The 23877-nt window shown below is 48.0% G+C and carries 30 protein-coding genes; 12 read left to right on the forward strand and 18 right to left on the reverse strand.

What is annotated here, in order from left to right:
• Nucleotides 1-323: 323 nt before the first annotated feature.
• From ACLPHM_RS05005 to ACLPHM_RS05015, 3 genes are all read right to left on the reverse strand, one after another.
• On the reverse strand, nt 324-590 hold the full coding sequence (locus ACLPHM_RS05005; protein WP_430220161.1) for a hypothetical protein: 267 nt from the start codon (nt 588-590) through the stop codon (nt 324-326).
• A 43-nt stretch (nt 591-633) separates the two neighbouring features.
• On the reverse strand, nt 634-1323 hold the full coding sequence (locus tag ACLPHM_RS05010; protein ID WP_430220162.1) for a YjjG family noncanonical pyrimidine nucleotidase: 690 nt from the start codon (nt 1321-1323) through the stop codon (nt 634-636).
• Between the two features lie 147 nt (nt 1324-1470).
• The gene (locus tag ACLPHM_RS05015) at nt 1471-1683 is read right to left on the reverse strand and encodes a cold-shock protein (RefSeq protein ID WP_430220163.1); all 213 of its coding nucleotides are present in this window, start codon (nt 1681-1683) and stop codon (nt 1471-1473) included.
• 270 nt (nt 1684-1953) lie between these two features.
• On the opposite strand from ACLPHM_RS05015, the gene ACLPHM_RS05020 reads away from it, so the two are divergent.
• On the forward strand, nt 1954-2445 hold the full coding sequence (locus tag ACLPHM_RS05020; RefSeq protein WP_430220164.1) for a MaoC/PaaZ C-terminal domain-containing protein: 492 nt from the start codon (nt 1954-1956) through the stop codon (nt 2443-2445).
• A 76-nt stretch (nt 2446-2521) separates the two neighbouring features.
• Here the strand turns inward: ACLPHM_RS05020 and ACLPHM_RS05025 are convergent, their stop codons facing one another.
• Both ACLPHM_RS05025 and ACLPHM_RS05030 read right to left on the reverse strand, forming a co-directional pair.
• On the reverse strand, nt 2522-2941 hold the full coding sequence (locus ACLPHM_RS05025) for a GNAT family acetyltransferase (protein WP_430220165.1): 420 nt from the start codon (nt 2939-2941) through the stop codon (nt 2522-2524).
• A gap of 146 nt (nt 2942-3087) precedes the next feature.
• Entirely contained in the window at nt 3088-3546 is a 459-nt protein-coding gene (locus ACLPHM_RS05030; RefSeq protein ID WP_430220166.1) for a MarR family winged helix-turn-helix transcriptional regulator, read from the reverse strand.
• A gap of 170 nt (nt 3547-3716) precedes the next feature.
• On the opposite strand from ACLPHM_RS05030, the gene aceE reads away from it, so the two are divergent.
• A complete protein-coding gene (gene aceE / locus ACLPHM_RS05035) occupies nt 3717-6389 on the forward strand; it encodes a pyruvate dehydrogenase (acetyl-transferring), homodimeric type (protein ID WP_430220167.1) in 2673 nt (890 codons plus the stop codon).
• Between the two features lie 60 nt (nt 6390-6449).
• Here the strand turns inward: aceE and ACLPHM_RS05040 are convergent, their stop codons facing one another.
• On the reverse strand, nt 6450-6974 hold the full coding sequence (locus ACLPHM_RS05040) for a hypothetical protein (RefSeq protein ID WP_430220168.1): 525 nt from the start codon (nt 6972-6974) through the stop codon (nt 6450-6452).
• A gap of 218 nt (nt 6975-7192) precedes the next feature.
• Entirely contained in the window at nt 7193-8062 is an 870-nt protein-coding gene (locus ACLPHM_RS05045; RefSeq protein WP_458575153.1) for a LysR substrate-binding domain-containing protein, read from the reverse strand.
• Between the two features lie 100 nt (nt 8063-8162).
• Here ACLPHM_RS05045 and ACLPHM_RS05050 point away from each other — a divergent pair, with 100 nt between their 5' ends.
• Both ACLPHM_RS05050 and ACLPHM_RS05055 read left to right on the forward strand, forming a co-directional pair.
• Nucleotides 8163-9098: an AEC family transporter gene (locus tag ACLPHM_RS05050; protein WP_430220169.1), complete on the forward strand. Its 936-nt coding sequence runs from the start codon at nt 8163-8165 to the stop codon at nt 9096-9098.
• Between the two features lie 66 nt (nt 9099-9164).
• Nucleotides 9165-9629 carry a GNAT family N-acetyltransferase gene (locus ACLPHM_RS05055; RefSeq protein ID WP_430220170.1) on the forward strand — a complete coding sequence of 155 codons (465 nt, stop codon included), beginning with the start codon at nt 9165-9167 and terminating at the stop codon, nt 9627-9629.
• A gap of 48 nt (nt 9630-9677) precedes the next feature.
• On the opposite strand, the gene ACLPHM_RS05060 is transcribed toward ACLPHM_RS05055, so the two are convergent.
• The 3 genes from ACLPHM_RS05060 to ACLPHM_RS05070 form a co-directional block, all read right to left on the reverse strand.
• The gene (locus ACLPHM_RS05060; protein ID WP_430220171.1) at nt 9678-9947 is read right to left on the reverse strand and encodes a hypothetical protein; all 270 of its coding nucleotides are present in this window, start codon (nt 9945-9947) and stop codon (nt 9678-9680) included.
• Nucleotides 9948-10051: 104 nt separating this feature from the next.
• Nucleotides 10052-10474, reverse strand: a complete 423-nt coding sequence (locus tag ACLPHM_RS05065) for a GNAT family N-acetyltransferase (RefSeq protein WP_430220172.1) — start codon at nt 10472-10474, stop codon at nt 10052-10054.
• Nucleotides 10475-10614: 140 nt separating this feature from the next.
• Nucleotides 10615-10836: a hypothetical protein gene (locus ACLPHM_RS05070; RefSeq protein ID WP_430220173.1), complete on the reverse strand. Its 222-nt coding sequence runs from the start codon at nt 10834-10836 to the stop codon at nt 10615-10617.
• Nucleotides 10837-11355: 519 nt separating this feature from the next.
• On the opposite strand from ACLPHM_RS05070, the gene ACLPHM_RS05075 reads away from it, so the two are divergent.
• From ACLPHM_RS05075 to ACLPHM_RS05085, 3 genes are read left to right on the forward strand one after another with little or no spacing between them, the layout of a single operon-like run.
• The gene (locus tag ACLPHM_RS05075) at nt 11356-11811 is read left to right on the forward strand and encodes a GFA family protein (RefSeq protein WP_430220174.1); all 456 of its coding nucleotides are present in this window, start codon (nt 11356-11358) and stop codon (nt 11809-11811) included.
• A 14-nt stretch (nt 11812-11825) separates the two neighbouring features.
• Nucleotides 11826-12074, forward strand: a complete 249-nt coding sequence (locus ACLPHM_RS05080; RefSeq protein WP_430220175.1) for a hypothetical protein — start codon at nt 11826-11828, stop codon at nt 12072-12074.
• Between the two features lie 49 nt (nt 12075-12123).
• Nucleotides 12124-12717 (forward strand): tetratricopeptide repeat protein, encoded by a 594-nt coding sequence (locus ACLPHM_RS05085; RefSeq protein ID WP_430220176.1) that lies wholly within the window; start codon nt 12124-12126, stop codon nt 12715-12717.
• Nucleotides 12718-12775: 58 nt separating this feature from the next.
• Here ACLPHM_RS05085 and ACLPHM_RS05090 read toward each other — a convergent pair whose 3' ends face one another.
• The 3 genes from ACLPHM_RS05090 to ACLPHM_RS05100 form a co-directional block, all read right to left on the reverse strand.
• Entirely contained in the window at nt 12776-13105 is a 330-nt protein-coding gene (locus ACLPHM_RS05090) for a hypothetical protein (RefSeq protein WP_430220177.1), read from the reverse strand.
• Nucleotides 13106-13311: 206 nt separating this feature from the next.
• Nucleotides 13312-13707 carry a YqhA family protein gene (locus ACLPHM_RS05095; protein WP_430220178.1) on the reverse strand — a complete coding sequence of 132 codons (396 nt, stop codon included), beginning with the start codon at nt 13705-13707 and terminating at the stop codon, nt 13312-13314.
• Between the two features lie 144 nt (nt 13708-13851).
• Nucleotides 13852-14061 carry a cold-shock protein gene (locus tag ACLPHM_RS05100; protein ID WP_135867011.1) on the reverse strand — a complete coding sequence of 70 codons (210 nt, stop codon included), beginning with the start codon at nt 14059-14061 and terminating at the stop codon, nt 13852-13854.
• A 368-nt stretch (nt 14062-14429) separates the two neighbouring features.
• On the opposite strand from ACLPHM_RS05100, the gene ACLPHM_RS05105 reads away from it, so the two are divergent.
• The 4 genes from ACLPHM_RS05105 to ACLPHM_RS05120 all read left to right on the forward strand — a co-directional run bounded on the left by ACLPHM_RS05105 (nt 14430) and on the right by ACLPHM_RS05120 (nt 16738).
• Nucleotides 14430-14990: a hypothetical protein gene (locus tag ACLPHM_RS05105; protein WP_430220179.1), complete on the forward strand. Its 561-nt coding sequence runs from the start codon at nt 14430-14432 to the stop codon at nt 14988-14990.
• A 116-nt stretch (nt 14991-15106) separates the two neighbouring features.
• Nucleotides 15107-15322 carry a hypothetical protein gene (locus ACLPHM_RS05110; protein ID WP_430220180.1) on the forward strand — a complete coding sequence of 72 codons (216 nt, stop codon included), beginning with the start codon at nt 15107-15109 and terminating at the stop codon, nt 15320-15322.
• Nucleotides 15323-15521: 199 nt separating this feature from the next.
• The gene (locus ACLPHM_RS05115; protein WP_430220181.1) at nt 15522-15782 is read left to right on the forward strand and encodes a hypothetical protein; all 261 of its coding nucleotides are present in this window, start codon (nt 15522-15524) and stop codon (nt 15780-15782) included.
• A 545-nt stretch (nt 15783-16327) separates the two neighbouring features.
• A complete protein-coding gene (locus tag ACLPHM_RS05120; protein ID WP_430220182.1) occupies nt 16328-16738 on the forward strand; it encodes a pyrimidine dimer DNA glycosylase/endonuclease V in 411 nt (136 codons plus the stop codon).
• A gap of 74 nt (nt 16739-16812) precedes the next feature.
• Here the strand turns inward: ACLPHM_RS05120 and ACLPHM_RS05125 are convergent, their stop codons facing one another.
• Complete coding sequence (locus tag ACLPHM_RS05125) at nt 16813-17856, reverse strand: NAD(P)/FAD-dependent oxidoreductase (protein ID WP_430220183.1); 1044 nt, start codon at nt 17854-17856, stop codon at nt 16813-16815.
• Nucleotides 17857-18017: 161 nt separating this feature from the next.
• Here ACLPHM_RS05125 and ACLPHM_RS05130 point away from each other — a divergent pair, with 161 nt between their 5' ends.
• Nucleotides 18018-18560, forward strand: coding sequence for a P-loop NTPase family protein (locus ACLPHM_RS05130; RefSeq protein ID WP_430220184.1), 543 nt, complete (start codon nt 18018-18020; stop codon nt 18558-18560).
• Between the two features lie 181 nt (nt 18561-18741).
• Here the strand turns inward: ACLPHM_RS05130 and ACLPHM_RS05135 are convergent, their stop codons facing one another.
• The 4 genes from ACLPHM_RS05135 to ACLPHM_RS05150 form a co-directional block, all read right to left on the reverse strand.
• Entirely contained in the window at nt 18742-19881 is a 1140-nt protein-coding gene (locus ACLPHM_RS05135) for a FliC/FljB family flagellin (RefSeq protein WP_430220185.1), read from the reverse strand.
• Between the two features lie 927 nt (nt 19882-20808).
• On the reverse strand, nt 20809-21342 hold the full coding sequence (locus ACLPHM_RS05140) for an AmiS/UreI family transporter (RefSeq protein WP_430220186.1): 534 nt from the start codon (nt 21340-21342) through the stop codon (nt 20809-20811).
• Nucleotides 21343-21595: 253 nt separating this feature from the next.
• Nucleotides 21596-22492: a hydroxymethylglutaryl-CoA lyase gene (locus ACLPHM_RS05145; protein ID WP_430220187.1), complete on the reverse strand. Its 897-nt coding sequence runs from the start codon at nt 22490-22492 to the stop codon at nt 21596-21598.
• A 1-nt stretch (nt 22493) separates the two neighbouring features.
• Nucleotides 22494-23876 (reverse strand): tripartite tricarboxylate transporter permease, encoded by a 1383-nt coding sequence (locus ACLPHM_RS05150; RefSeq protein ID WP_430220188.1) that lies wholly within the window; start codon nt 23874-23876, stop codon nt 22494-22496.
• Between the last annotated feature and the right edge of the window lies 1 nt (nt 23877).

Here is a 23877-nt window from a genome sequence, read left to right on the forward strand (position 1 = left end):
GTAATTATGCCAATAAAAAAACCTACGGATTTTTTATCTTGCTACAACGTAGGCGCCTGATACTGCCCGCCCCTCTCAAAACGACTTGAACTTCTTTGACCTGATATGTGCAAGGTGGCATACACCTTTAGCTCAACCCTTGCGTGATATCCAGCTAAGTCTAGCAGCATAGCGGGAAAATATTACAGAATATATGCAACCAAACAATTACGCTGTATGCATAACTCAAGCTATAGCGCACATTGTTACAGCCAAAAATCGTCCGTTTCCTCTAGGGGAACACGTGTAAATCGCCAAAAAAAGCCCCCAAGAGCACGCGCTCACTACTCAGCACTAACCCCTAGCAAAAAGCGCATCAACATTACAACAAGCAGCAAACTTTCAATCACATTAAAGCAGTGATGCCACAACCTAGCTCGCCCCTCATAACCCAAGACATGGCGTATACCTAAGTAATTAATCGTAAAAGCCGCAATCACCAGTACCGGCCAAAGCAGCCACAACGGTGGGAAAAAGAGCAGAAACAAAAAGCTCAACCATGCAAAACACAACGTAGCGATAGGCGAAAAAAAAGCCAGCAGCTTTAACATGCTGCTAGCCCATTCTCGTCAATCATCATCTGTTGAAACATGATTACGCCCCCACCAATGCAACCAACTCGGTTAAATGGGTGATTTCATAGGTAGGCTGTATCGCCGAGGTGTTCTGAGCAATCGAAGGGTTAAACCAGCAGCTAGAAATAGCAAAGTTATTCCCCCCCAAGATATCCGCCTCTAAACGGTCGCCAATAATGAGGGTAGAGTCATTACTAAACGCCTTGGCCTTATCTACCGCAAACGCAAATAGCCGAGCGTCAGGCTTAGCGTAACCGCACGCCTCCGACGATGCGATAAAAGAAACGTAAGGCTGTAGCCCTGCGTTCAGCACGCGTTGACGCTGCACCTGTTCAAACCCATTCGTAATCACCCCTACCTCGCCTACAGCGGCAAGCGCCTTGCAAACCTCTACGGCGCCATCAATTAAGGCGACGTGCTCTCCCAAGCCTTGCAAATAGAGGTGGTTCGCTTCTTCTGCATCAATAGTTAAGCCATGCTTTGCAAACGTACGCGCAAAGCGCTCAACTTTGAGCTGATCTCTAGAAACCAGACCTTGCTCAAACTGCTTCCATAAGCCGCTATCAATGCTCAGAAAATCGGCAAACACCGAGTCAGCAGATACTGCCGCGCCAGACGTATGCAGCATCTGCTTAAACGACCACGCGTTTGAAGCAGAAAAATCAAAGAGAGTATCGTCGAGATCAAAGAGATAAAGGCGGTATTTCATCTAGTGCCATCGCCCACAAAGTGCAGAAAAACAGAGGACCCACAAAATCTAGTGTATCAATCATCACCCATAATAAAAAAGCGAGACCTATACATAACAGGTCTCGCTCTCTTGTTTTGTCATACCCGCCCGAAGGCTATAGGCCGTTTACAACAGTGTGATTTTTGTTGCACAAGGCCCTTTTTGACCTTGCCCAATCACATATGACACGCGTTGGTTTTCGCTTAGTGTGCTGTACGATTCATTACTTTGGATTTCGCTCTGATGCGCAAAAAGGTCCTTCCCTCCATTTTCCGGCATGATAAAACCAAAGCCTCTGTCGTTGTCGAACCATTTCACAATACCAGTTTCTATTTTCAATGTATTTCCTAAATAGTGAGAGAAATTTCCCTAACCCACTATGACAGAAATACAGCGCTAAAGATACCCATGCGATGTTTTAAACCGTAAAGCCGCCATCTACCTTTAAACACTCCCTGTGATACGTGCAGCACCTGAGTTTGCAAATACCCCCACATGCCACCGTGTTAGCTCAGCTCACCCAAGTACGGTTGACGTCAGCCAAACCTTAAACCTACTATCTACCATATAGTTCACAACTAAACTAAGGGGACAACTGTGCTGGTACCTATGACCAAACCCAAAACGGGTGTGCTTCGCTATCTGGAAGACTTCAAAGTTGGGGAGACAATAGAAACAGAGGCGTTTTCGCTGGATCGCGACATGATTGTCTCTTTTGCTGAGCAATATGACCCACAAGATATGCATGTAGACGAAGAGCTCGCCAAAAACACGATTTTTGGCGAACTGGTGGGTAGCGGTTGGCAAACGCTGTTGATTACCTTAAAGCTGATTTTGAACTCCAAGCGCTTTGGTGACACCCCGCTAATTGGCGCAGGGTTTAAAGAGGTGCGCTTTCATCACCCCATGTATCCTGGCGATAGCCTGAAAGTGTGTGCTGAAATCCTGGATATACGGCCTTCTAAAAACAAGGCTGATCGGGGCTTAATGGATATTCACGTCACCACCAAAACCACCACTGGAACGGTGCTTATTACCCAGACGTGGACACTGGCTCTCCCCACTAAGGCCAGCGTTACCGCCACCGCAGCCAGTCACTAATGGGGTAGCGAGCCTACACCGCACACGAAAAAGCCCGCCGGTTTCGTTACCTACGGGCTATGTCGGTGGTGGTCAGCTACTCATCCGCGATTAACCTACGCCCTAAACTCACTACATCGTCTGGGGTATAACCCAACTCTTTATAGAACTGGATCACCTGCGCATTGCTGCTACGTACCAATAAATTGATTTTTGGGCAGCCTCGTTCTATCAACAACTGCTCGGCTTCGCGCATCAATTGTTTACCATAAGATAAGCGCTGGTAATCAGGATCAACGGCTACGTAATACACCCAGCCACGATGCCCATCAAAGCCTACCATCGCCGTAGCTATCACGTTATCTTGTTCTACCCCCACCAGAAACAGCTCTGGCTGAGCTGTCAGCTTGCGCGCAATATCCTTACGAGGATCATTCCAAGGGCGCGTTAAGCCGCAGGTTTCCCAAAGCGCAATCACCGCCGTTTCATCCGCAGGTTGGTAAGAACGAATTTCCATAATTATCAGTATTGATACTGGTGGATGACAAGCATGCTTAGCGTGACGCGTCAAAGCACGATGAACGTCTTATCCTACCCTAGTAGATAAGCCTAATTTCATGAGCACACACAGTAAACTCACAATAAGACAGCACCGTGACCACACTACTCGTCGGATGGCTGCTTAGGCGTCTGTACAGCCCTAGCCGCATTCGTTAAGCCGCTTGCCAATACTCTCTGCTCTTCTGTACTGAACTGTTTCAGAAAAAGCTCGGCCACAGTGGACTCATACACTTTCCACATTTTTTTGCGCAGCTCTCTACCTTTATCCGTGATAGTTGCGAAAGCGGCCCTGCCATCTTCGGCGGAGCGCGCCCTAGTCACCAGCCCCTCACTTTCTAGCCTATCTACCAATCGGGTGAGGTTATAGCGCTCTATGGCTAACTTATCTGCCAATTCATGCATACGACGCGTACCGTCCGCCCCGCTCTCTAGCCCCCAGAGTACGTCGTACCACGCGTAGTTAGGCAGTTTCTCAGCTGCCAAACGCCGTTCAATTTCGCGAATCATCACGCGATGCGTACGTACAAATGAGTACCAAAGATCCGGTTCACCAGCCGCCATAGCCCTGCTCCTTTTTCTACATTTTGATCACAGACACAATTTTAACTGACGAATATACGATTGCAAATGCTATGATTGCATTTGCAATCCATACCGGCTACCCCGTAGGTTTGTCAGCTCAAGCCAACCCATGGCTTGTATAAAACATTGATTATTCTAGGAGATATGCCATGACCCAGTCCCTCGTACCTCACGATAGTGATCCCCAAGAGACACGAGAATGGTTGGAGGCGTTAGAGGCTGTAGTTGCTGTTGAGGGCAGACCGCGGGCTCATTACCTGATCGACCAGTTGATGGATTTTGATGTTGAACAGCACGGCAGCTTGCATGGCAAAGTGACTACTGCTTACGTCAACACCATCCCTAAACGCAGCCAACCCACATATCCTGGCGACATAGGCATAGAGCGCAGGTTAAATGCCTATATACGCTGGAATGCAATGGTCATGGTGCTACGCGCTGGCAAGTACTCTAATGTGGGCGGGCATATTGCGACCTATCAGTCAGCCGCTGTGCTGTATGACGTGGGTTTCAACCACTTTTTTAGAGGCAGAACCGATAGCTTCGGTGGCGACATGGTGTACATACAAGGCCACTCTGCCCCCGGCATTTATGGACGCGCCTACTTGGAAGGACGCATTAGCGAAGAGCAGTTGGACAACTTCCGCCGCGAAGCTGGTAGAGATGGCTTATCGTCGTACCCTCACCCTCGCCTCATGCCTGAGTTTTGGCAGTTTCCTACCGTATCCATGGGCTTGGGGCCACTCACAGCGGCCTACCAAGCTCGCTTTATGCGCTATCTGGAATACCGTGGACTCATTCAGCACCAAGGCCGCAAAGTATGGGCATTCTTGGGGGATGGCGAAATGGATCAACCAGAATCCTTGGCGGCTATCTCGCTGGCAGGCCGCGAGCGCTTGGACAACATCATCTTTGTGGTGAACTGCAATTTGCAGCGCCTAGATGGCCCCGTGCGCGGCAATAGCAAAATCGTTCAAGAGCTGGAAGGTACGTTCCGTGCCGCTGGCTGGAATGTCATTAAAGTATTGTGGGGTAGCGGCTGGGATGAGCTACTACAGCGCGATACTACCGGATTACTACGTCAACGCATGATGGAATGTGTGGATGGTGAATACCAAACCTTTAAGTCACAAAACGGCGCGTATGTGCGCGAACACTTCTTTGGTAAATACCCAGAATTGCTTGAGCTAGTCGCTCATTTATCCGACGATGAGATTTGGGCCTTAACTCGTGGTGGCCATGACCCCGAAAAAGTCTACGCAGCCTATTCGCAAGCCGTAAACACCACGGGCAGACCTAGCGTTGTATTGGTCAAAACTGTGAAAGGTTTTGGGATGGGCGAGGCAGGTGAAGGCCAGAACATCAATCACCAGTTGAAGAAAATGAGTGCTGACGCGGTGCGAGCCTTCCGGGATCGTTTTTCACTACCGGTGTCTGACGATCAGTTAGAAGAAATGCCTTATCTGAAACCAGCCCCTGGCAGCGAGGAGGCACGTTACTTTGCCGAGCGTAGATCTACCCTTGGCGGCTATATCCCTGCTCGCATCAGTAAGGTAGAGCCTTTAGTCATCCCCCCGTTAAGTGCTTTCGCTGCACAACTCAAAGACAGCGGCGAGCGCGGTGTGTCCACCACCATGTCGTTTGTGCGCATACTCACCACGCTGCTAAAAGACCCCAACCTAGGCAAACTCATCATCCCCATCGTGCCGGATGAATCACGCACCTTTGGGATGGAGGGCTTATTCAGGCAGATAGGCATTCACTCTTATTTAGGACAGTTGTATACCCCTCAAGATGCGGGCCAACTGAGCTACTACAAAGAGGCCAAAGACGGACAGATCCTGCAAGAAGGGATTAATGAGTCTGGCGCCATGTCTTCGTGGATTGCTGCTGGTACGGCCTATAGCAATCACGGCGTGACCGCCATCCCGTTCTACATTTTCTACTCTATGTTTGGGCTGCAACGTGTAGGCGATTTGGCCTGGGCTGCAGGGGACGCCCGCACTCGAGGCTTTATGTTGGGTGCCACATCAGGGCGCACAACCTTGATGGGCGAAGGCTTACAGCATGACGATGGGCACAGTCATGTACTGTCTTCCGTAATTCCTAATTGCATCTCGTATGACCCTACTTTTGCCTACGAGCTAGCCGTCATCATTCAAGATGGCCTACGCCGCATGTACGTAGACCAAGAGGATATCTACTACTACATCACCGTGCTGAACGAAAGCTACCCCAACCCTGCATTACTTGAGGGTTCAGAGGCTGGCATTCTAAAAGGGCTATACCTACTGCAGGAGGGTGAAAAAGATAGTGCTAAGACGCCTCAGGTACAGCTACTAGGAAGCGGCTCCATACTGCGCGAAGTCATTGCGGCTAGCGAGCTACTGCAGAATGACTTTGGTATGAGCAGCAATGTCTGGAGCGCTACCAGCCTGACAGAGCTACGTCGTGACGGCATGGCCGCTGAGCGCTGGAACCTGCTACACCCAGAAGCCGAACCTCGTATTCCTTATGTACAGCAGTGCTTTGACAAACATGCTGGCCCCATTGTGGTGACCACCGACTACATGAAAATAGTTGGCGATCAAATACACCCGTTTATCCATAACCGTCGCTTTGTATCCTTAGGCACCGACGGCTTTGGGCGCTCAGACACACGGGAGTCCCTACGTACTTTCTTTGAGGTAGACAGACATTTTATTGTTGTCGCGGCATTAAAAGCGTTAGCCGATGAGGGGCATATTTCACGCAGCGTGGTAGCCGAGGCCATTAAACGTTATGGGATAGATACTGAAAAACCGGATCCTGCATCCATTTAAATCACGTATATCTGCCCGCTATAGAAAAAGCCCGCAATTGCGGGCTTTTTCTGTGACTACTTAGTTTTCTTGTTCTGCTGTTTGTACTAAATTAACCTTTGGCGTAATGGGTGCTTCTGTTTTTTCTGCCACTAGCACTTCCTCGCCTTGCAGAGGAACACCATCTTTATGATGAGTTCTATCAAAAACAAAAACCTTCCCAAACACTACTTGAATCCACGCTGGGTAGTTGTAAGCAGTGCCTCTATTGTGATCAATAATTGCACCAATCCCGCCCCCAAATAGGATATTCCCAAACATCCCTGCTCCAGCACGAGAAATAGCCGTACCCGTCGCCTTATCCTCTCTATCGGGTGCACTACACGTAATACTTAGGTCATTACTCGATTTATTGACCATCGTATGTTTGCCTATCTCTGTATTGTAGGTACCTTTATCATTGATTAATTCACATGTCGCCTCGGCCACGGGCTGCCCAGACTCATCCAAAGCATCTACTCGCACTAATTGCGTAGATTCAGAAGTAATAGAGGCACAACCAGACGTTAACGCTACGACTGACAGCATTGATATGATTCTCTTCATTCCCACCTCTTTTTAAATGTAAGTAAATTTTATTTTTCATTTCAGGAGGTGATTTTATGATGTAAATCATAATTGTCAAATCAGAACAATAAATTACTCCATAGCCATATTTTTATCCCCTTAATAGCTCAGCAACTATTACTTCGTTTATAGCGGATATTTATCAAAATGATTGTTCTCTATAACACAATCTGTACCGTACATTTTCTAGACAAGCCTTAACTACCCACACACGCCAAAAAACCTCGTAAACAGGGATTTTGATTTGCAGGTGACCAGACCAATACCTGTTCAATCAGTGGCGCATCATCTAACGGTAAATACTGCAGCCCTGCCACCTGCGCTTTTTGCATAGAAGCGGGCACTAACGCAATACCAACGCCTTCTGCCACTAGGCTCAGCACAGTTTGCTGCAGTTGTACCTCGAAACGTATATTGGGATTAAAACCATGTCGCTGGCAATGCTTCACAATCGCCGCATATAGCGATGAAGCGGCATTTTCTGCTGCCACCACAAACGCTTCATCTTGCAACTGCGTAATAGCAAGACTAGGCTCTGAAGCCAATGCGTGTGTACTGGCCAGCGCTACACATAACGGCTCGGCAACAACAGTTTGGGTATTCAACCCTTGCTCATCTTCGGATGGCAATAACACTGCCGCATCAATATCCCCTCTACGCACTTGCTCTAACAGGTTGTTGGATACCACCTCACAAAGCTGCAACGTTACCTCTGGCCACGCTGCGCTAAACAATCTGGTGTAACGCGGAATCACACTGTAGGCCGCACACATCGTAAAACCTATGGTCAATACGCCGGCATCACCGGCGGCAACCGCTCTCGCATTGTGAACTGCTTGCTCCAGTGTGTTTAAGACGTTTTTCGCATCCTGATAGAAACATTCGCCAGCCGCCGTCAGCGTGACATTACGCGAATTACGTTCTAGTAATTTAACGCCAATACTTTGCTCTAATGCCGTCAACTGTCGGCTAAGCGGTGGTTGTGATATGTGCAAACGCGCTGCCGCCTGACCGAAGTGCAGGGTCTCAGCCAACGCCACAAAATAACGCAGCGGTTTAATATCCATAATTGATGCAGAAAAGGTATTAATTCATCAGAAAAATAGCATTGGTAAGCAATGATTTACCTTTTTACACTATACGCTTCACCTGCTGCATCACCTACTTATGCTCTCCGTTCTTGCTGTCATTTTGCCCATTTTTTCACTCATCGCTACAGGATGGATAGCCCGTAAAGCTGGGGCCTTGGGGCCTCGTGCAACAGGCGAGATCAATAACTTTGTGGTCTACCTAGCGCTCCCCGCCTTGCTGTTTGACATCGTCGCTAACGCGGATTGGCACACTCTGTGGCAACCCACATTTGTAGCAGCCTTTGGATTAGGTACTGCCCTACTCTTTATAGCGACCTTATGCCTACAACGCTTACGTACCAAGAAACTCGCCGATGCCACCATAGATGCTTTAAATGCTTCTTATGCAAACACGGGGTTCATGGGCATACCCTTAGCGTTGGCGGTACTCGGACAGCCAGCCCTAATCCCTGCATTAGTCTCAACGATTCTAACCGTTTGTGTGCTGTTTGCCGTCGCCATCGTCGTTATTGAAGTGAGCTTACAAACTGACCGCAGCACCACACAAATGTTGAGCAACATTGCCAAACAACTGGCTCGCAACCCGTTATTGGTCGCCCCCGTTGCTGGCACAGTGGTAATGCTATCGGGTGTCAGCCTTCCTGCCCCTATTAACAGCTTCTTGAAACTTTTGGGTGGTGCGGCCTCACCTTGCGCGCTGATTGCATTAGGACTATTTCTGGCACAACGCCGCAACTCTACCGGCACCTTAAAAGGGCTACGTACCGTGGTTGCACTTAAGCTTGTGATACATCCACTCGTTGTTTGGCTGTTAGCGACGCACCTCTTTAGCCTGCCAGAACCTCTGGTTCACAGTGCTGTGTTGTTAGCTGCCTTACCTACTGGCACGGGGCCATTCATGGTTACACAGTACTATAAGAGGGATGGCAATTTGACCTCTGCCGCCATTTTAGTATCCACCGTCCTATCCCTATTTAGTATCACCGCCTACGTCGTGCTAACACGCCTCTAAGCCTGCAAACGCTGGCTACCTTAGGGGTCAGCGCTACATTGTATGTAGATCAATAAAGGAGACCGTATGACCGCCCCCAGCTACCCGCTGTCGTTTAGAACAGCACAGCATGATGACTTGCCTGCGATTATTGCTCTGCTTTCAGACGACCCACTAGGTGCTACACGAGAAGGGAACGAATACGAGGCCGCCTACCATGCGGCCTTTATGGCGATACAAGCCCAACGTGGTAACTCACTGATTGTGGCTGAACATCAAAACAAGGTGGTTGGTGTATTACAGCTCACTCTTATTCCTGGCTTATCTCGTGGCGGCATGCTCCGGGCACAACTAGAAAGTGTACGTGTGAGCAGCCAACATCGCGGGCTAGGTATAGGTAGAAAGATGTTGGAATACGCGATTGCTCACGCTCGCACGGCAGGGTGTGGCATGGTGCAACTAACCAGTGACAAACAGCGCACCGATGCTCTGCGATTTTATGAAGGTCTGGGGTTTGCACCCTCTCACGAAGGCTTCAAGCTCATGCTGTAAATCATATGGCCATGTAAACCATCAGTGTGGGCATAGCCAACGATGTACTCATTCGTTGATGTAGTAGTCTTCTTCGGTTTCGATGATGACCAAATGTTCTTTTTCTGTGATTACGGCTTTATTCGTACGTATCTCATCGCCACGCCCTGTAATCACTACATTACCTTTAGCGTGAAACTCCATTGGCTTGACCATTTCAATTTCGTCTGCCTGAATCTCAATGGCACTCACTTGAGCAGCCAAATGCTCTTTAGTCTGCTCTGCCGCAACCAGCACAGGCCACAAGCCACACAACGCCACCACCACAACTTTCTTCATGCTAGATCTTCAAGAGTCGAGCACATCGCTCACCTTAACTATTTAGCATATCGATATAGCGTGGATGTTAAGCATTGCAAGCAGGTAATACCGTGTATTTTGACCTACGTAACCGCTTTAAGTAGAAAGACTTCAGCGGCTGCTTGTAACGGCCCAAACTGCACAGCCCCAGCCTCCCTAAAACCATTGCGCTGATGCCATGCCAGCGGTTCTGGTTCATCGGCCTGTGCAGATGTCATCAATAAGGTTGCACCCGCATCCAGCATTAACCTTTCCCAATGATGAAGCAACGCCCTGCCTACGCCACGACGCTGATGTTCAGGTTGCACCCGAATCATATCCATAAAAGGAATTTTTCCCCAGAATAGGCTATATCGCAAAAAGCCCACTAGTTGCCCCTGCCGCTCGGCAACAATGTACTCGTTCTGCGCCACGCAACGTTGCACCCACGAGGGCGCTACCTCGGTATCGTGTGCCACCAGCCAATCCTGATGCGCGGTAGTCGCAATAGTCACAACTAGCGTCATGTGATCCTTTACGTAAATAGGCTTATGGAATGAGAACCCATCATAGCCTCAGCTCACGTGATCACGCTGACTTATTTTTAGAATGATTTCGCTATATTGTATTGGTGATCTGCTTTACTCAGATCACCCTACCTCACGACTTATGCGTAAGAGACCTGAGCGGCACGAATTGTCCGCTCCGCAAAGCGCTGAGCTTCTGCCAAGGCATCTTCAATTCGGCCAAATGCACCGCTAATCACCATATGCTCATGTGGAGCAGGAACGATCCTTGTCTCTACTTGCCCGTTATCCAGAGCTCTAATCTCTACTTCGTACTTCCAGCCCTCAGAGGATCTCTGAGCTACAACTGTCCACTCTTCCATGTCATCCCCACGTACTAGTCATATAACCTTTATTGCCTGACTTAAGCGCTATAGAAAGTTGAAAGATATAGTACGACTTTACAACTTATACATATTGCCATAGCTCAGACAATTCACAATTTGCCAAGTCTACCAGCACAATACGTTATTTTTTCTGTAGAGACGAAACTAAAAGAAACAGCCGCTAACGCTTACTCCGTAAGGTTTTGGGCAAAAAAATCCCCGCATTCTCAACACGAATCGGGGCAATAAGTAACCTGTTTTGTAAAGTCAGACGCTCTATTACTGCCTCTGTAAACCTTTACACTTCCTTCATCTGAATGACGACTTAATCATCATCCTTACCTTTGTAGAGGAATGGCAAAACAAAGGAAAAAAACACTGCTACCCAATAGATTGGTTTCATAAAATACATAATCATTCCACTTCAAAGAATGTCATTATTATACAAAGCACAATCCTTAAAACTGTTAACAATCAACAAGTTACATTTCAGTTACATAGAAAAACCACCCAACCATGACTACGCCAACTCACCCTAAAAAAGACCTATATCAAGCCGCCTGTCACTGTGGCACGGTTCGTTTCAGTGTAAAACTTAGTGACGGTTTGCATAGCGCCAGACGTTGTAATTGTTCGTACTGTTGTATGCGCGGCGCAGTGGCTGTATCTGCCAACCTGGATGACATTCACGTTCAGCAAGGCCAAGACGCCTTAACGCTGTACCAGTTTAATACCCACGAAGCCAAGCACTACTTTTGCTCAACCTGCGGCATCTACACTTTTCATCAACGACGCTCTAACCCCCATCAATATGGTGTGAATGTCGCTTGCTTAGAAGGCATGAGCCCCTTTGATTTTGCTGAGATCCCCGTTAATGAAGGGCGCATACACCCTAACGACAGGCCGGCAGGCAGCTCTAATATTGCAGGCTGGTTACGCTATACCGCTAACCCTGACACGACTACCGACTAAACGTTACCGCACCTATGAAAACCAACAGCTTAGCCAGTAGCATCAAATCCAGAACGCTTACTTCCACGCAACGGTGGTTGATCGTGCTGATTCTGCTACTACCTGTCATCAATGTATGCATGATTGGTTATTGGCTATATAACGGCTTAAGCCCCACCACACGCCTAACACTCAAGAAAACCTTACCGTTGCTCGTGGCGACAGGATTCTTACTGTATATGCTGTTTTTACTGATCGTGGTGGGGATGCATAGAGATCTATAATATAAGGTCATCACACGTTATCAATTTCACTCTCGCCCAGAGTTTCAACATGAACACAAAAAGCAGACTGATAGCGACACTGTTGGCTCTGAATGTATATGCTGGCTTTACAGCCCCTGCTTACGCTCAGCCCACAGCAACAGCCACCACGCCTAGCAGCAGTCAAACCCAATTCGACTTAGGGATGCTGTATTACGGCGGTGCTAACTTCCCCCAGAATTTTGTAAAAGCACGCACATTATTTGAGTTAGCGGCAGCACAACATCATGCCGAGGCCCAATACATGCTTGCGCTACTGTACTTAAATGGTGAAGGCGTCACGCAAAGCTTTAGCCAAGCTCTGCCTTGGCTGGAAAAGGCGGCCGAGCAAGGGCATGCCAGCGCGCAATATAACGCGGCTATTTTGTACGATATGGGGGATGGTACTGAACAAGACTTGCACAAAGCATTTGAGCTTTACACCAAAGCAGCAGAACAAAACTTCCCTGGGGCGCTTTTTAATCTCGCCACGATGTATGTCAAGGGTGAAGTGGTTCAGCAAGACCTACAACGTGCGCAAGATCTGTTCCTAAAAGCATGCGAGCAAGGCGTAGCGGCGGGGTGCCAGGAATACGAAAAGCTACTGCTTAACACAGAAAACTAAGTCCTATACTCTTAGCCGCAAGACGATGTTCTAGCAAAGATAGTTTATGGATGCCTTTTTATAGTGCAGACAACTCTCGTAAACAGGTGATTTTCCACTGCTGCGCGAACTCGCTACTGAGTTGCTGCCTCTGCTTTGGGTTACTCACACGGTCTGTGCTGTAAGCCTCTTGCACCATAATCTCAAACAGCAAAGATATATCTGGCTCGCCCGGTACCTGCACTTTCTCTAAGACAGCATTCTTATCAGCCCCCGCCTGCCTACCTAGCATAATAGACTCTGCGACGTCAGCGATGATGGTGCATTTTTCCTCGGTGGTCCGTGCTGACACGACTGCAGGTAACAATGCACCACTGATCAAAGCCACTACTACCGCTATAAGCTTCATACCATCCCTCTTTATATTGTGTAGTCGTCATCTCACACTATGGACTACTTCACCCTCAGTTGCCTCGTAGCCCCTGTCCTATCGCAATGCCGTATTCTACCGTTCTATGTGCCAACCCTGCCCACGCTATGGCACGAGAGTACATAGAACACTCGTAGGGCATAAAAAAGCACGCCTATGGCGTGCTTTTTCAGGGTGGATCTTACTTATAGCTTGCTAGGTAATAGCTTATCTTTAGCCATGATTTTCTCCAACACACCCAACATTACCGCAGAGACTACAAAAGCCAAATGTATGATGGTGTACCACATTAGCTTGTCATTCTCGTACTTGTTGGCATTCAAGAAAATCTGCAGCAGATATATAGAGGACATAGCGACAATAGAAGACGCCACTTTGATTTTCAAACTACCGGCATCCAACTTGCCCAAGAAGGATACATCGGTGTTGGCATCATCAAATCGGCTGACAAAGTTCTCATAACCGGAAATCATAACCATCACGATTAGGCTGGCAACTAGCGCTGCATCAATCAAGCTCAACTTGGCCAACGCCAAAACCAGCCCTATGTAAAACGCCAGCAAAGGTATAGCCTCTGCCATGACAAGCACCGAGTGTAGACATTGCTACACAGCGGGAGTTCCCCTACCTAACCAACTATTTTAGGCAACAAAAAAGCCAGCACTACATACATAGGTCTGGCTTTTAAATTCGATGATTACTAACGCCGAAACGTTAGGCATGCATTAAATTTTTTGGATGTTCGTAGCGCAAGGACCTTTTTGGCCTTGACCAACTTCGAATGATACACGTTGGTTTTCATCAAGAGACTTGTATCCTGCCCCTTGGATTTCGCTGTGGTGAGCAAAGAGATCTTTACCACCGTTTTCAGGTGTAATGAAGCCGTAGCCTTTCTCGTTATTGAACCACTTTACGATACCAGTTTCTGTTTTCAATGTCTTTCCTAAATGTACTCAGGGAAAAATATCCCTCCATAATCATGGCAGATAAGCAGAATATTCGATAGTCCTTACAGCTAAAAAATCACCACAAGCACTGTAAAGCTTACTATTTCGTCAACACAACGCAACATTTTTACGCACTACAAGAAATAAATTTCATAGACATAATCCTGTAGAAAACGTTATGATTCTTTCATGATGATGAGTCGGCATAGAAGGACTACTACACTTTCAGTTTCTGACAGTTGGTAGTCTAGCCTCAAAGAGGGCTTCCTTAGGGAAGCCCTCTTTGTATATACGCTCTTGTCAGGCAATTACTCAGTGCTTTATGGTGACGTTTTACCCCCTCAAGGCGTATAAGAATGCTATTACGCGCACTGCCCTTACTGCTCTTGTTTCCTCTTGCCTCGCAGGTTAGTGCGCAGCCCTCTCGCACCGCTTATCCAGACGCGACAAATACCCAGACTAATACTGCTGCTGTCACTCCTGCCCCCTCTGCTGAACCCAATGGTTGGTCTACTGGCCACAGCGTAGATCCTTACACTGGGCAACGCTTTCCCTATGCCAGTTTGCGCTCATCCGCTACAGCGCAGCAGCAGCCCGCCATCCTGACACTGCTATGCAGCCGCTATCACACCATCGTGAATCTGTACTGGGGCCAACCGCTCACAGGTGAAGGCATGACAGTACGTTACACCACGGCCCCTGCTGATAACACAGTAGAATCACGCTGGGAGGTGTCGGCTGATCAACGCACGCTCATTTACCCCTCTGACGGCAATCAGCTATTTGTTAGCCTACTTACTGCGCCCACCGTTACCATTGAAGCACAAACAGAAAACGGCCAATTATTAATGGCGACGTTTACGACGCAAGGGGCCAACGACGCACTGCAAGACGTGGTCAACGTGTGCGGAGAATAGCGAGGCCACCGTGGCGTAGCGCTTTACCAAAGCCCGCATGACCACACTAGAAGCAGTACGGTATAGTGACACTTTAGTCATCAAGCCCTTATGGCACACAGCACAAAGGAATCACCATGAAAAAAACTCTGTCGGCACTGGCTCTGGTACTACTGTGGGTTCCTGCCGCACACGCTACCGATATACAAGAGGCCTTAGCCAACTGTTCCGCAATGGAAGACGGCACTAAACGCTTAGCTTGTTTTGATCAGCTCGCCAAAGACTTTCAAGAAACCGTGGATGCTGACAACGCTGAAAACAAAACAGACAGCAACGCCTCAGCCAGCAAATAAACAGTACGCCCTACTGTGCACGCATAGCGCTTACTGACTGCGTGTGCACATGGTGTATCGTTAGCCCGTATTACTCATGCGCCAACAATATCACTTTCGCCAGCAAGGCTCTGATGTCTTGATCTGGGACGTCAACAAACTGCTAGCACTTACCCAAGACCTGCCCATCGAAGAACTTCCTCTGGCATAGATTACTGAGTTGGATGAAGCCTATTGGTATGACCTAGGTGGTGATAAGCCCACTTGCCGATCCATCGCTAACCATATGACATTAGTACAAGCCGCTGACCTAGCTTACCCAATTATTGTCTGCCCAGAGGGTAAGGTGATTGATGGTATGCATAGAGCAGTTAAAGCACTGCTGCTTCAACAGCACAGCATCAAAGCATATAGGCTGCCCATACTGCCCGAGCCTGATTATCGCAATGTATCGCCTGACGACTTGCACTACGACGACTAACCTCACCCATTCGTACACACAATAAAAAAGCTGCCTACTAGGCAGCTTTTTCGGTATAGATGCAGTCTCATTTATCTTGTTCTCATCACGCTACGATGCCGTGCTGTATCACTAGGTTTTAGCCATCGCAAGGCATTACAGCATCAGTGTTTTTTTCTGCTGAGTTTCACCATACCCACAAAGGAAAACACCGTCAGCAGAACTACCACATCAAACGCAATGATATGCATCCACAATGACCACCAGCCTGAGGATAGAAACATATTTCCTCCTAATAATGTACAAGTACAATCAATCCATGATTAGAACCTTAGCACCTATATTAAAAACCTTTTTGACAAATCACAATAATTCTCACAAAAACAGTAACAAGAAATTGTAAATATCTCACAAGATTCCAAACAAAGGATAAACAGATAAATTTGTAACAAAAAGAGGAAAAACCATATTATTAAATGAGTAAAAAATAGAACAAAAATACTAATTAATCAAAATAACAAAACCTACCTAGTCTTATCCCCCACTACTATGCCAGGAACAACGCTGTGACCCGTATCAACTGTGTACCCGTAGAAGAGCTAAGCGGCCCTCACTTGGTTGCCGAGTACCGAGAGCTTCCCCGTGTGTTTGCGTTAGCTGAAAAATCCACCAAGCGAACAAAGCTATTACAACCAGAGACTTACACCCTAGGAAAAGGGCATGTGCTCTTCTTTTACACACGACTAGGCTATCTACAAAAACGCCACGCAGCCCTGATTGCTGAGATGAAAAGGCGAGAATACAACCCATCGTTCACAGGAGTAGAGCGAGCGGACTTCCCACTCATACCTGACCATTACTGGAGTGATTGGACGCCAACCGAAGAAGCCCTTGCCATCAATAGGCAGCGCATTCAGGAAAGAGAAAGAGCCTCTTTAGAAAAACAAAATAGTAAAAACAAAGATCAAAACCAATAGCAATAGAAGCTATATAAATATAAAAAATAATAGACCATAAGATATCATTTTTTATAAACCCCTATAGTTAAAAACTAAATACCATCCATTATCTCTTGCGCAGACAAACGTGCTAGATACGGTGACAAAATAATGCCAGGGTGTGCCACCAAGGTGTACAAATTGGTAAGGTTTGATAGTTTCTTTCTATAAGGCATACCGCCCTTTACTAGAGGGCGTCTCGCCCCGGCCATACCGCGCAGCTCCAGACTAGGGGCAGGAGTTAGTAGCTGCTGCAATCGTGTTTTAACCGTTTGCACCAATGCCTCTAAACCTGCCTCCCCTTCTTCTGGGTAATCTGTTGCAATGACAATACCGCCCTGCAAATCAGGTCTAAGTTCTAGATCGTTGGCACAGACTAAGTGGCGTACAACTGCATCATCCGTTTGCCACCGCATTAAGAACGCAGGCGCCTCATACACTGGTGCATCTACACCCACATCACTTAGCAATGTCTTGACCGCAACCCCATTGGCGAGCACCACAGCCTGAGCCGATATGTCGCCCTGAGTGGTAGTAACACCCAGAACAGTATCCCCTTGTACCAGCAAACGCTCTACAACCGTGTTGTAGCGCACCTCCGCCCCCAAACCCTTAGCTGCATCCAAAAGCTGCTGAGTCAGCATAATAGGCTCTATCGCAAAGTCATCAGGTGCCCACGCGGCATACCGAGGCGGCGTCGTGAGACTAGGCTCTAACTGACGAATAGCCGCCTGATCCATGAGTGACATGCTGACCCCCACCGCTTGCTGCTCCGCCACAAGTTGGTGAGTTTCTTCATCGTTCTCACCCCAGACCAGCGCTCCATATGCTGCATAGGGCAATGTGCCTAGCTCTTTTTCCAATGCTGAAAACTCACGCAAGGCTGTCTGTTTGAGCGCAAAAGCCTGAGGAGCCTCACTAGGCAACACGCTGGCAGTTCCTACCCAGCCATAAGACCACTGCGTGGCACCTTTGGCAGGCTCGGCATGCTGCTCTAGCACCAGTACCTTCGCACCCGCTTTGGCCAGATTCCACGCTATACAAGCCCCCATAATCCCGCCACCTACCACCACAACTTTTGGAGCTGGATGTATCATGCTATGTATTCCTTTGCAGTCATCATTAACGATCTGGCTGGCATTCTAAAAAGCCTGCCGAATCCGGTCAACGCTCTTTAGATAACGCTCACGCTTATCTACTGCCGGCCCTCGTAGTTTGTTCATACGCTCACAACCATTCGCTGCTTTTTACTGCTTTCATGACTCTTGCTCAGCTTGGCCCTCGTATCTGCATCATAGGCCCTTCAAACAGCGGAAAGTCTACGTTAGCTGCCGCCATCAGCCAGCAACAGCATATCCCGCTGACACACCTGGATCAGTTGTATCATCAACCTCATAGCAACTGGGTACCTAGACCCACCCACGAGTTTCTAGCCTTGCACGATGCAGCCATAGAAGCAGACCGCTGGATCATGGAAGGTAATTACTCAGTCAGCATGCCACAACGCTTAGATCGCGCCACGGGGATCATTGTGATGGAGATTTCTACGGCGCTAAGTCTAACTAGATACCTACGCCGCTGCTTGTTTGAACCCGGACATATAGGCTCGTTAGAGGGCTCTCAAGACAGTATCAAGTGGAGCATGATTAAGCATCTACTGATTGCCACGCCTAAAAATAGAAAGCGTTACCAGCAACTTTATCTGGATTGGAATGGGCCTAAAGTGTTGCTTAATGGTGCACGCGATTTGCAGCGCATTTATAAAGAATGGAGGCTGATCCGCCCTGCTCGTTCGGCGTAACTTTTTACGCCTCCTCAAACTCATCACTCATCATCTGCTTGCTACTACGCTAAGCGAAACACCACACCGTCTTTGCCTGCGGGCGAATCCCGAATACAAAAAAGCCTCCAAGAAACCTTGGAGGCTTTTTACTGCTGGGCAACCGAAGTTGCCCATCTGATCTGCATTGCTATCGTTAAGATTAACGCAGCAAGGACAGAACAGTTTGTGGAACTTGGTTAGCTTGAGCCAACACAGAAGTACCAGCTTGTTGCAGAATCTGTGCACGTGTCATGTTGGACACTTCAACAGCATAGTCAGCATCTTCGATACGTGAACGTGCTGCGGACAAGTTGTTCACAGTGTTGTTCAGGTTAGCGATAGTGGACTGGAAGCGGTTTTGTACAGCACCCAGCTCTGAACGCAGTGAGTCTACTTGCTGCAATGCATTATCCAACGCAGCCAAAGGATCTGTTGTTTTAGTTACAACATCAGCCTCATCGGTAACAATATTCGTAGCTTTAGCACCAATAGAAACGACTGCTGTTGGTTTTTCAGCCGGCACATAACCCGTATCACCAACATTACCAACTGCAGGTTTACCATCAGTCACTTTAGCAGTCGCATGGTGCCACTCATTATCAACTTTGATGTATAAATTCCCTTTAGCATCGGCCTTGATATCTGATGCGTCCAGATCATCTACATCCTTTCCACCTTTCTGGATCTTGATATCAGCATCATCTACATCTACAGCAGGAGACTGTTTATCTTTGAGACCGTGAGCTTGGTCGATCTCTGTGTCCAGTACAGTGCTACGTACACTAAAAGTGCCCAGCTTTAAAGTCGAGCTATCAATCTGCTTTAAATTGATATCAATTTTCTCACCATCATGAGCACCAACTTGTACAGTCAAGGTGTCATCTTTTGCCAGAACTTTCACACCGTTAAACTGAGTTTGCTCAGATACACGGTTGATTTCGTTCAAACGCTCACCAATTTCAGCTTGGATAGAAGCCAAGTCTGTATCAGAGTTCGAACCTGTAGTTGCTTGAACTGTCAGTGTACGGATACGCTGCAAGTTTTCGTTGATTTCGTTCAACGCGCCTTCTGTTGTCTGCGCAACGGAAATACCGTCGTTAGCGTTACGAGCAGCTTGTGTCAGACCATTGATGTTGGCTGTGAAACGGTTAGCGATGGCTTGACCAGCAGCGTCGTCTTTTGCGCTGTTGATACGCAGACCGGAGGACAAACGCTCAATAGCGGTGCCCAGGGAGTTTTGGGATTTGGTCAGGTTGTTCTGAGAAACCAGCGCCAAGTAGTTAGTATTAATAACAGACATGAATGACTCCTGTTTGAGGAAAATTGCAGCACTTAACTGCTAGTTAATCAGGAAAGCCCTGTTTAGGTAGCGCCTTAACCATCACGGTAGTGGTGGGTGCTGCGCTATTTCCTGTATTAACTTGTTTACGACATACATCACTAAAGCTTTAGGGGGCATCACAAAATTTTTCTGCTCCCATCACGTGATCAACCTGTTAAAACCCAGCCTGAGCACGTTGCTGTTGTGATAACGGCAGCCGTTTTTTTTTCTTAAGTGCTGCTGACAAATTCCTAGCCACTTTAGGATTTTTCCTACGTCTAGGCCCTCTGTTCTGGGAAGACCGATGCTATTGCCATATTCATCGCACACGCTGGGGACTGCAGGAATACTTTTTGTGATTTGACCACCAAATCAAAAAAGTTTCCTCTCCGTCCCCCGATGATGCTGATACTGATAGGTTTACTGCCCTTTCTTGAGAATGACCCTCTCTGTATGTGTCGCTACATATAGGCTTACTAACGTCGAGATCTGGGCATTCTTGCGTGAGGCCCTATGCAGCACTACGCAATGGGGCTTTCCATCAGCGCTAACTAAGGGAGTCAACAGTTGCAACGCACTCCCCTTCCTCATGTTTCTACTACAGAAATACACTTAACCCCCAGTAGCGACCTATCTAAAGCTCGTGGCAAGCTATGAAGGGAAGGCGGAGGGAAGTATTTTTTTATTTGGTGTACAAATTAAAAAATACTTTCGCAGCCTAAGGCTACGGCAGACAGTCGTTGATAAGCGGGCTTTCACTCTCAATATAGACGACTTCATCATGCTATGGAGAGCCTATGACAGCAGATCTCCCACCCCGATGATCTGCTACATGAACAACGTAAAAACAAACGGGGAAGTCGATTCTCTCAACTTCCCCTCGTAGCCAACCTGAACACCCTACCCTTAAATAATGCCCCAAAAGTTCAACAACGCCGGCATCAACGCCGTCGTAATCCCTTGCGCTGCCGTCACCACACCCGTCAGCCTACCTATAGGCAACTGGCACACTAACAGCAAAAAGAACATAAACCACAGCACTGACCATGCCAACCAGCTAAACACCATCCAATACTCAAAACCCGTCACCGCCGACAAGAAAGTCAAAATGGCCACGGGTATACCAATAAACGGCACCAACAAACAGAACCAACCAAAGGCCTTACCATCTGCCCCCGTAAACGCATTGATGGCCAACCAAATATAGGTCAGCACAAACAACCCGGAATACGCAGCCGGTGCCAGACTATCCCCCGTGGTGGTCGAACGCACCACCATGACTGTCAGCAACACCACACCCATAACGCCAGTAAATAAATTCACCACGGCGGCATCTTTAATGCCTATATGTTTGTTCGTATCCGTGGCGTAACTGTTATAGATTCGTACACCGTTCACGAACAACGTAATGCCTACAAATACTAAATAGAATTGCAGCATGGCAGCATCCTTAAGGTCTTTATTGCTGGTTAATGTAAATACGTCTGCCTCAACACCAAGGTTTGGGTAAAGCATGTGCCCTGCGGTGAAACCGCGACTTCCTCATTTCGGCATGATGCTACGAGCAAAATCACTCTTTCGGTATAAGGGATTCCCTTGGCTGCCTATCAGCATTCACAGATTGACTTTTACCAACAAAAAAAGCCCACAACATGGTTGTGGGCCCTTCTGGTACTGCAAACAGAATATAGACTTATACGGAGCAGGTTGCCTGTACAAATCGGGACTGGTTTTGACGATTCAACACTTGGCTAATGTACTGCCCTGCTCTGAGCATAGCTTCTTTGTTAACGCCGGTTTGTAAACCCAAACCGTCTAACAAATACACTACGTCTTCAGTCGCTACGTTACCGGATGCGCCTTTGGCATACGGACAGCCGCCCAAACCTGCTACCGACGCATCAAAGCTGCGCAAACCTAGGTCTAGCGACGCATAGATGTTCGCAATCGCCATACCGTACGTGTCGTGGTAGTGACCCGCTAAGGCCGCAACAGGAATCATATCAATACAGTGCTTCAACACGGTACGAATACGTTCTGGCGTACCCGTACCGATGGTGTCACCTAAGGACACTTCGTAGCAGCCCATGTCGTACAGCTTTTTAGCCACGTAAGCGACTTTGGCTGGATCGGTTGGACCATCGTAAGGGCAGTCCACAATGGTAGACACATAGCCACGCACTTTGATGCCCAGCTCTTTGGCTTGTGCAGCGATATCTGCAAAGCGCGCCAAGCTGTCTTCAATGGTGCTGTTGATGTTCTTTTGTACAAAGCTTTCGGAAGCCGCGGTAAAGATAGATACCTCTTTACACTGTACGGCTACCGCTGCTTCAAAGCCTTTTTGATTGGGTGTGAGCAAGCTGAAGTCTATACCTTCAGGTTTTACCAACCTTTGGTATAGCTCATCGCTTTGCGCCATTTGCGGCACCCATTTAGGCGACACACACGCGCCCACTTCTATAGCTGGAAAACCGCACTCTACTAGATGCTCTAGAAAAGTCAGTCGTTGTTCCAAGGTGATGACGGCTTTCTCGTTTTGCAAGCCGTCTCTCGCGCCCACTTCAGTGAGTCTAACGTATGTATCGCTCATCTCATCCTACCAATGCCAATAAAGCCGGAACGGTCAAAATCGCCATGTAGTACCCCATGAACTGGCAGCCCGTATTAAAGCCAAAATGGCGTGATAGCATGCCGCCCACAAGACCCATGGTCAGAATAACCAACAGTCCTAGAATACCACCTTCCCACAGGCTGATGACCACAATCAGGCCAACAAAGGTGGCAATAATGGCTTCATGACTAATGCGTCTGGACACGAACAACGCTGCACGACGGGCATAGTTCATGGCAAAGGGATAAGCCACAATCGCCGCAATCAACACGGACAACATGCCGTAGCCTAGGAATTCCCATTGGCTTAACAAGTTGTGCAAGTTAAACGGCTCTACACCATCACCGCCAACGGTGTATACCGGTGGTGCGTTAAACAAGGGCGCTGCAGGGCCAGCCGCTACTGGGCTCAGAGGCAAACCGAAGGCCACTAGAGGAATCAGTGCTTCAGCAATGTAGGTAGACTCTGTCACACCGTTTTTAACGGCCAAACTAGTAGTCAAACGTTGGTAGATTTGTTTGAAGCGCGATGCCACAAACTCACCCAATGCTACGGTCATGGCCACAGGGCTGAACACAAAGGTCGCGCTGGAAATTACCGAGGTAATACCTGTCCATTTGAGTTGCTGTTTATCCAGCACTTTGAATGGGCTTGGGAAGTAACCATTCCAGCTTTTCAGCTCTGGAGCAATAGACAACTGATTTACGCGATCACGACGCATGTGTTTTTTACCTTGAGGTGAAAACACAGTGAACAAATCCGCAATCAGTGGGCCAATCGCAATACCCAAGAAGTAGCTTACCGACAGTTTAACGTCGAATTTTGCAGTGAAACTTTGTAGTGCAATGATCAAGCACACAAAAGGAATCAACAGCATGGTGGAGGCAATTTTACCTGGCGAGAACCATGTAATCAGAATGGCTGCAAAGGCAAAAATCCACGGTGCAAACTTCGTGATGGTGCCACCAAAAGGTGCCAACAAGGAAGCAAACAACATCGCGCTAGGTACAGCGATGAAGGCCGAAATAATCGCCCCGGAAATCATCTTACGCAACGCAATGTGTGGAGCACCCAACTGACGCATAGCATTGGCATCCGATACCAACGGTGTTGCCAAGGTATCGCCTGGAATCCCCAGCAATGCGGTAGGAATCGCATGCGTCATGTGCTTGGCAATGGCTGCCGACATCCAGAAGGTAAACACACCCACAGGAGGCGCACCCAGCAAAATCACCAACAAGGTGAGTGGCGCTAAGGTGGTGGTTTCATCCGTACCAGAAATTAAACCGATGGCTGAAAACAGCACCGCCCCTGCCAAACCAAAGGCAAAGGCATAGAGAAACTGCTCAATAAAAACTTCCATG

It is taken from the genome of Paenalcaligenes sp. Me131 (genome assembly GCF_050487225.1).
GTDB lineage: Bacteria > Pseudomonadota > Gammaproteobacteria > Burkholderiales > Burkholderiaceae_B > Paenalcaligenes.

Bases quoted from the DNA above. Each gene is read 5' to 3' on its own strand.
- ACLPHM_RS05005 (WP_430220161.1), bottom strand. From the start codon at position 590: ATGTTAAAGCTGCTGGCTTTTTTTTCGCCTATCGCTACGTTGTGTTTT.
- ACLPHM_RS05010 (WP_430220162.1), bottom strand. From the start codon at position 1,323: ATGAAATACCGCCTTTATCTCTTTGATCTCGACGATACTCTCTTTGAT.
- ACLPHM_RS05020 (WP_430220164.1), top strand. From the start codon at position 1,954: ATGACCAAACCCAAAACGGGTGTGCTTCGCTATCTGGAAGACTTCAAA.
- ACLPHM_RS05025 (WP_430220165.1), bottom strand. From the start codon at position 2,941: ATGGAAATTCGTTCTTACCAACCTGCGGATGAAACGGCGGTGATTGCG.
- ACLPHM_RS05030 (WP_430220166.1), bottom strand. From the start codon at position 3,546: ATGGCGGCTGGTGAACCGGATCTTTGGTACTCATTTGTACGTACGCAT.
- aceE (WP_430220167.1), top strand. From the start codon at position 3,717: ATGACCCAGTCCCTCGTACCTCACGATAGTGATCCCCAAGAGACACGA.
- ACLPHM_RS05040 (WP_430220168.1), bottom strand. From the start codon at position 6,974: ATGAAGAGAATCATATCAATGCTGTCAGTCGTAGCGTTAACGTCTGGT.
- ACLPHM_RS05045 (WP_458575153.1), bottom strand. From the start codon at position 8,062: ATGGATATTAAACCGCTGCGTTATTTTGTGGCGTTGGCTGAGACCCTG.
- ACLPHM_RS05050 (WP_430220169.1), top strand. From the start codon at position 8,163: ATGCTCTCCGTTCTTGCTGTCATTTTGCCCATTTTTTCACTCATCGCT.
- ACLPHM_RS05055 (WP_430220170.1), top strand. From the start codon at position 9,165: ATGACCGCCCCCAGCTACCCGCTGTCGTTTAGAACAGCACAGCATGAT.
- ACLPHM_RS05060 (WP_430220171.1), bottom strand. From the start codon at position 9,947: ATGAAGAAAGTTGTGGTGGTGGCGTTGTGTGGCTTGTGGCCTGTGCTG.
- ACLPHM_RS05065 (WP_430220172.1), bottom strand. From the start codon at position 10,474: ATGACGCTAGTTGTGACTATTGCGACTACCGCGCATCAGGATTGGCTG.
- ACLPHM_RS05070 (WP_430220173.1), bottom strand. From the start codon at position 10,836: ATGGAAGAGTGGACAGTTGTAGCTCAGAGATCCTCTGAGGGCTGGAAG.
- ACLPHM_RS05075 (WP_430220174.1), top strand. From the start codon at position 11,356: ATGACTACGCCAACTCACCCTAAAAAAGACCTATATCAAGCCGCCTGT.
- ACLPHM_RS05080 (WP_430220175.1), top strand. From the start codon at position 11,826: ATGAAAACCAACAGCTTAGCCAGTAGCATCAAATCCAGAACGCTTACT.
- ACLPHM_RS05085 (WP_430220176.1), top strand. From the start codon at position 12,124: ATGAACACAAAAAGCAGACTGATAGCGACACTGTTGGCTCTGAATGTA.
- ACLPHM_RS05090 (WP_430220177.1), bottom strand. From the start codon at position 13,105: ATGAAGCTTATAGCGGTAGTAGTGGCTTTGATCAGTGGTGCATTGTTA.
- ACLPHM_RS05095 (WP_430220178.1), bottom strand. From the start codon at position 13,707: ATGGCAGAGGCTATACCTTTGCTGGCGTTTTACATAGGGCTGGTTTTG.
- ACLPHM_RS05105 (WP_430220179.1), top strand. From the start codon at position 14,430: ATGCTATTACGCGCACTGCCCTTACTGCTCTTGTTTCCTCTTGCCTCG.
- ACLPHM_RS05110 (WP_430220180.1), top strand. From the start codon at position 15,107: ATGAAAAAAACTCTGTCGGCACTGGCTCTGGTACTACTGTGGGTTCCT.
- ACLPHM_RS05125 (WP_430220183.1), bottom strand. From the start codon at position 17,856: ATGATACATCCAGCTCCAAAAGTTGTGGTGGTAGGTGGCGGGATTATG.
- ACLPHM_RS05130 (WP_430220184.1), top strand. From the start codon at position 18,018: ATGACTCTTGCTCAGCTTGGCCCTCGTATCTGCATCATAGGCCCTTCA.
- ACLPHM_RS05135 (WP_430220185.1), bottom strand. From the start codon at position 19,881: ATGTCTGTTATTAATACTAACTACTTGGCGCTGGTTTCTCAGAACAAC.
- ACLPHM_RS05140 (WP_430220186.1), bottom strand. From the start codon at position 21,342: ATGCTGCAATTCTATTTAGTATTTGTAGGCATTACGTTGTTCGTGAAC.
- ACLPHM_RS05145 (WP_430220187.1), bottom strand. From the start codon at position 22,492: ATGAGCGATACATACGTTAGACTCACTGAAGTGGGCGCGAGAGACGGC.
- ACLPHM_RS05150 (WP_430220188.1), bottom strand. From the start codon at position 23,876: ATGGAAGTTTTTATTGAGCAGTTTCTCTATGCCTTTGCCTTTGGTTTG.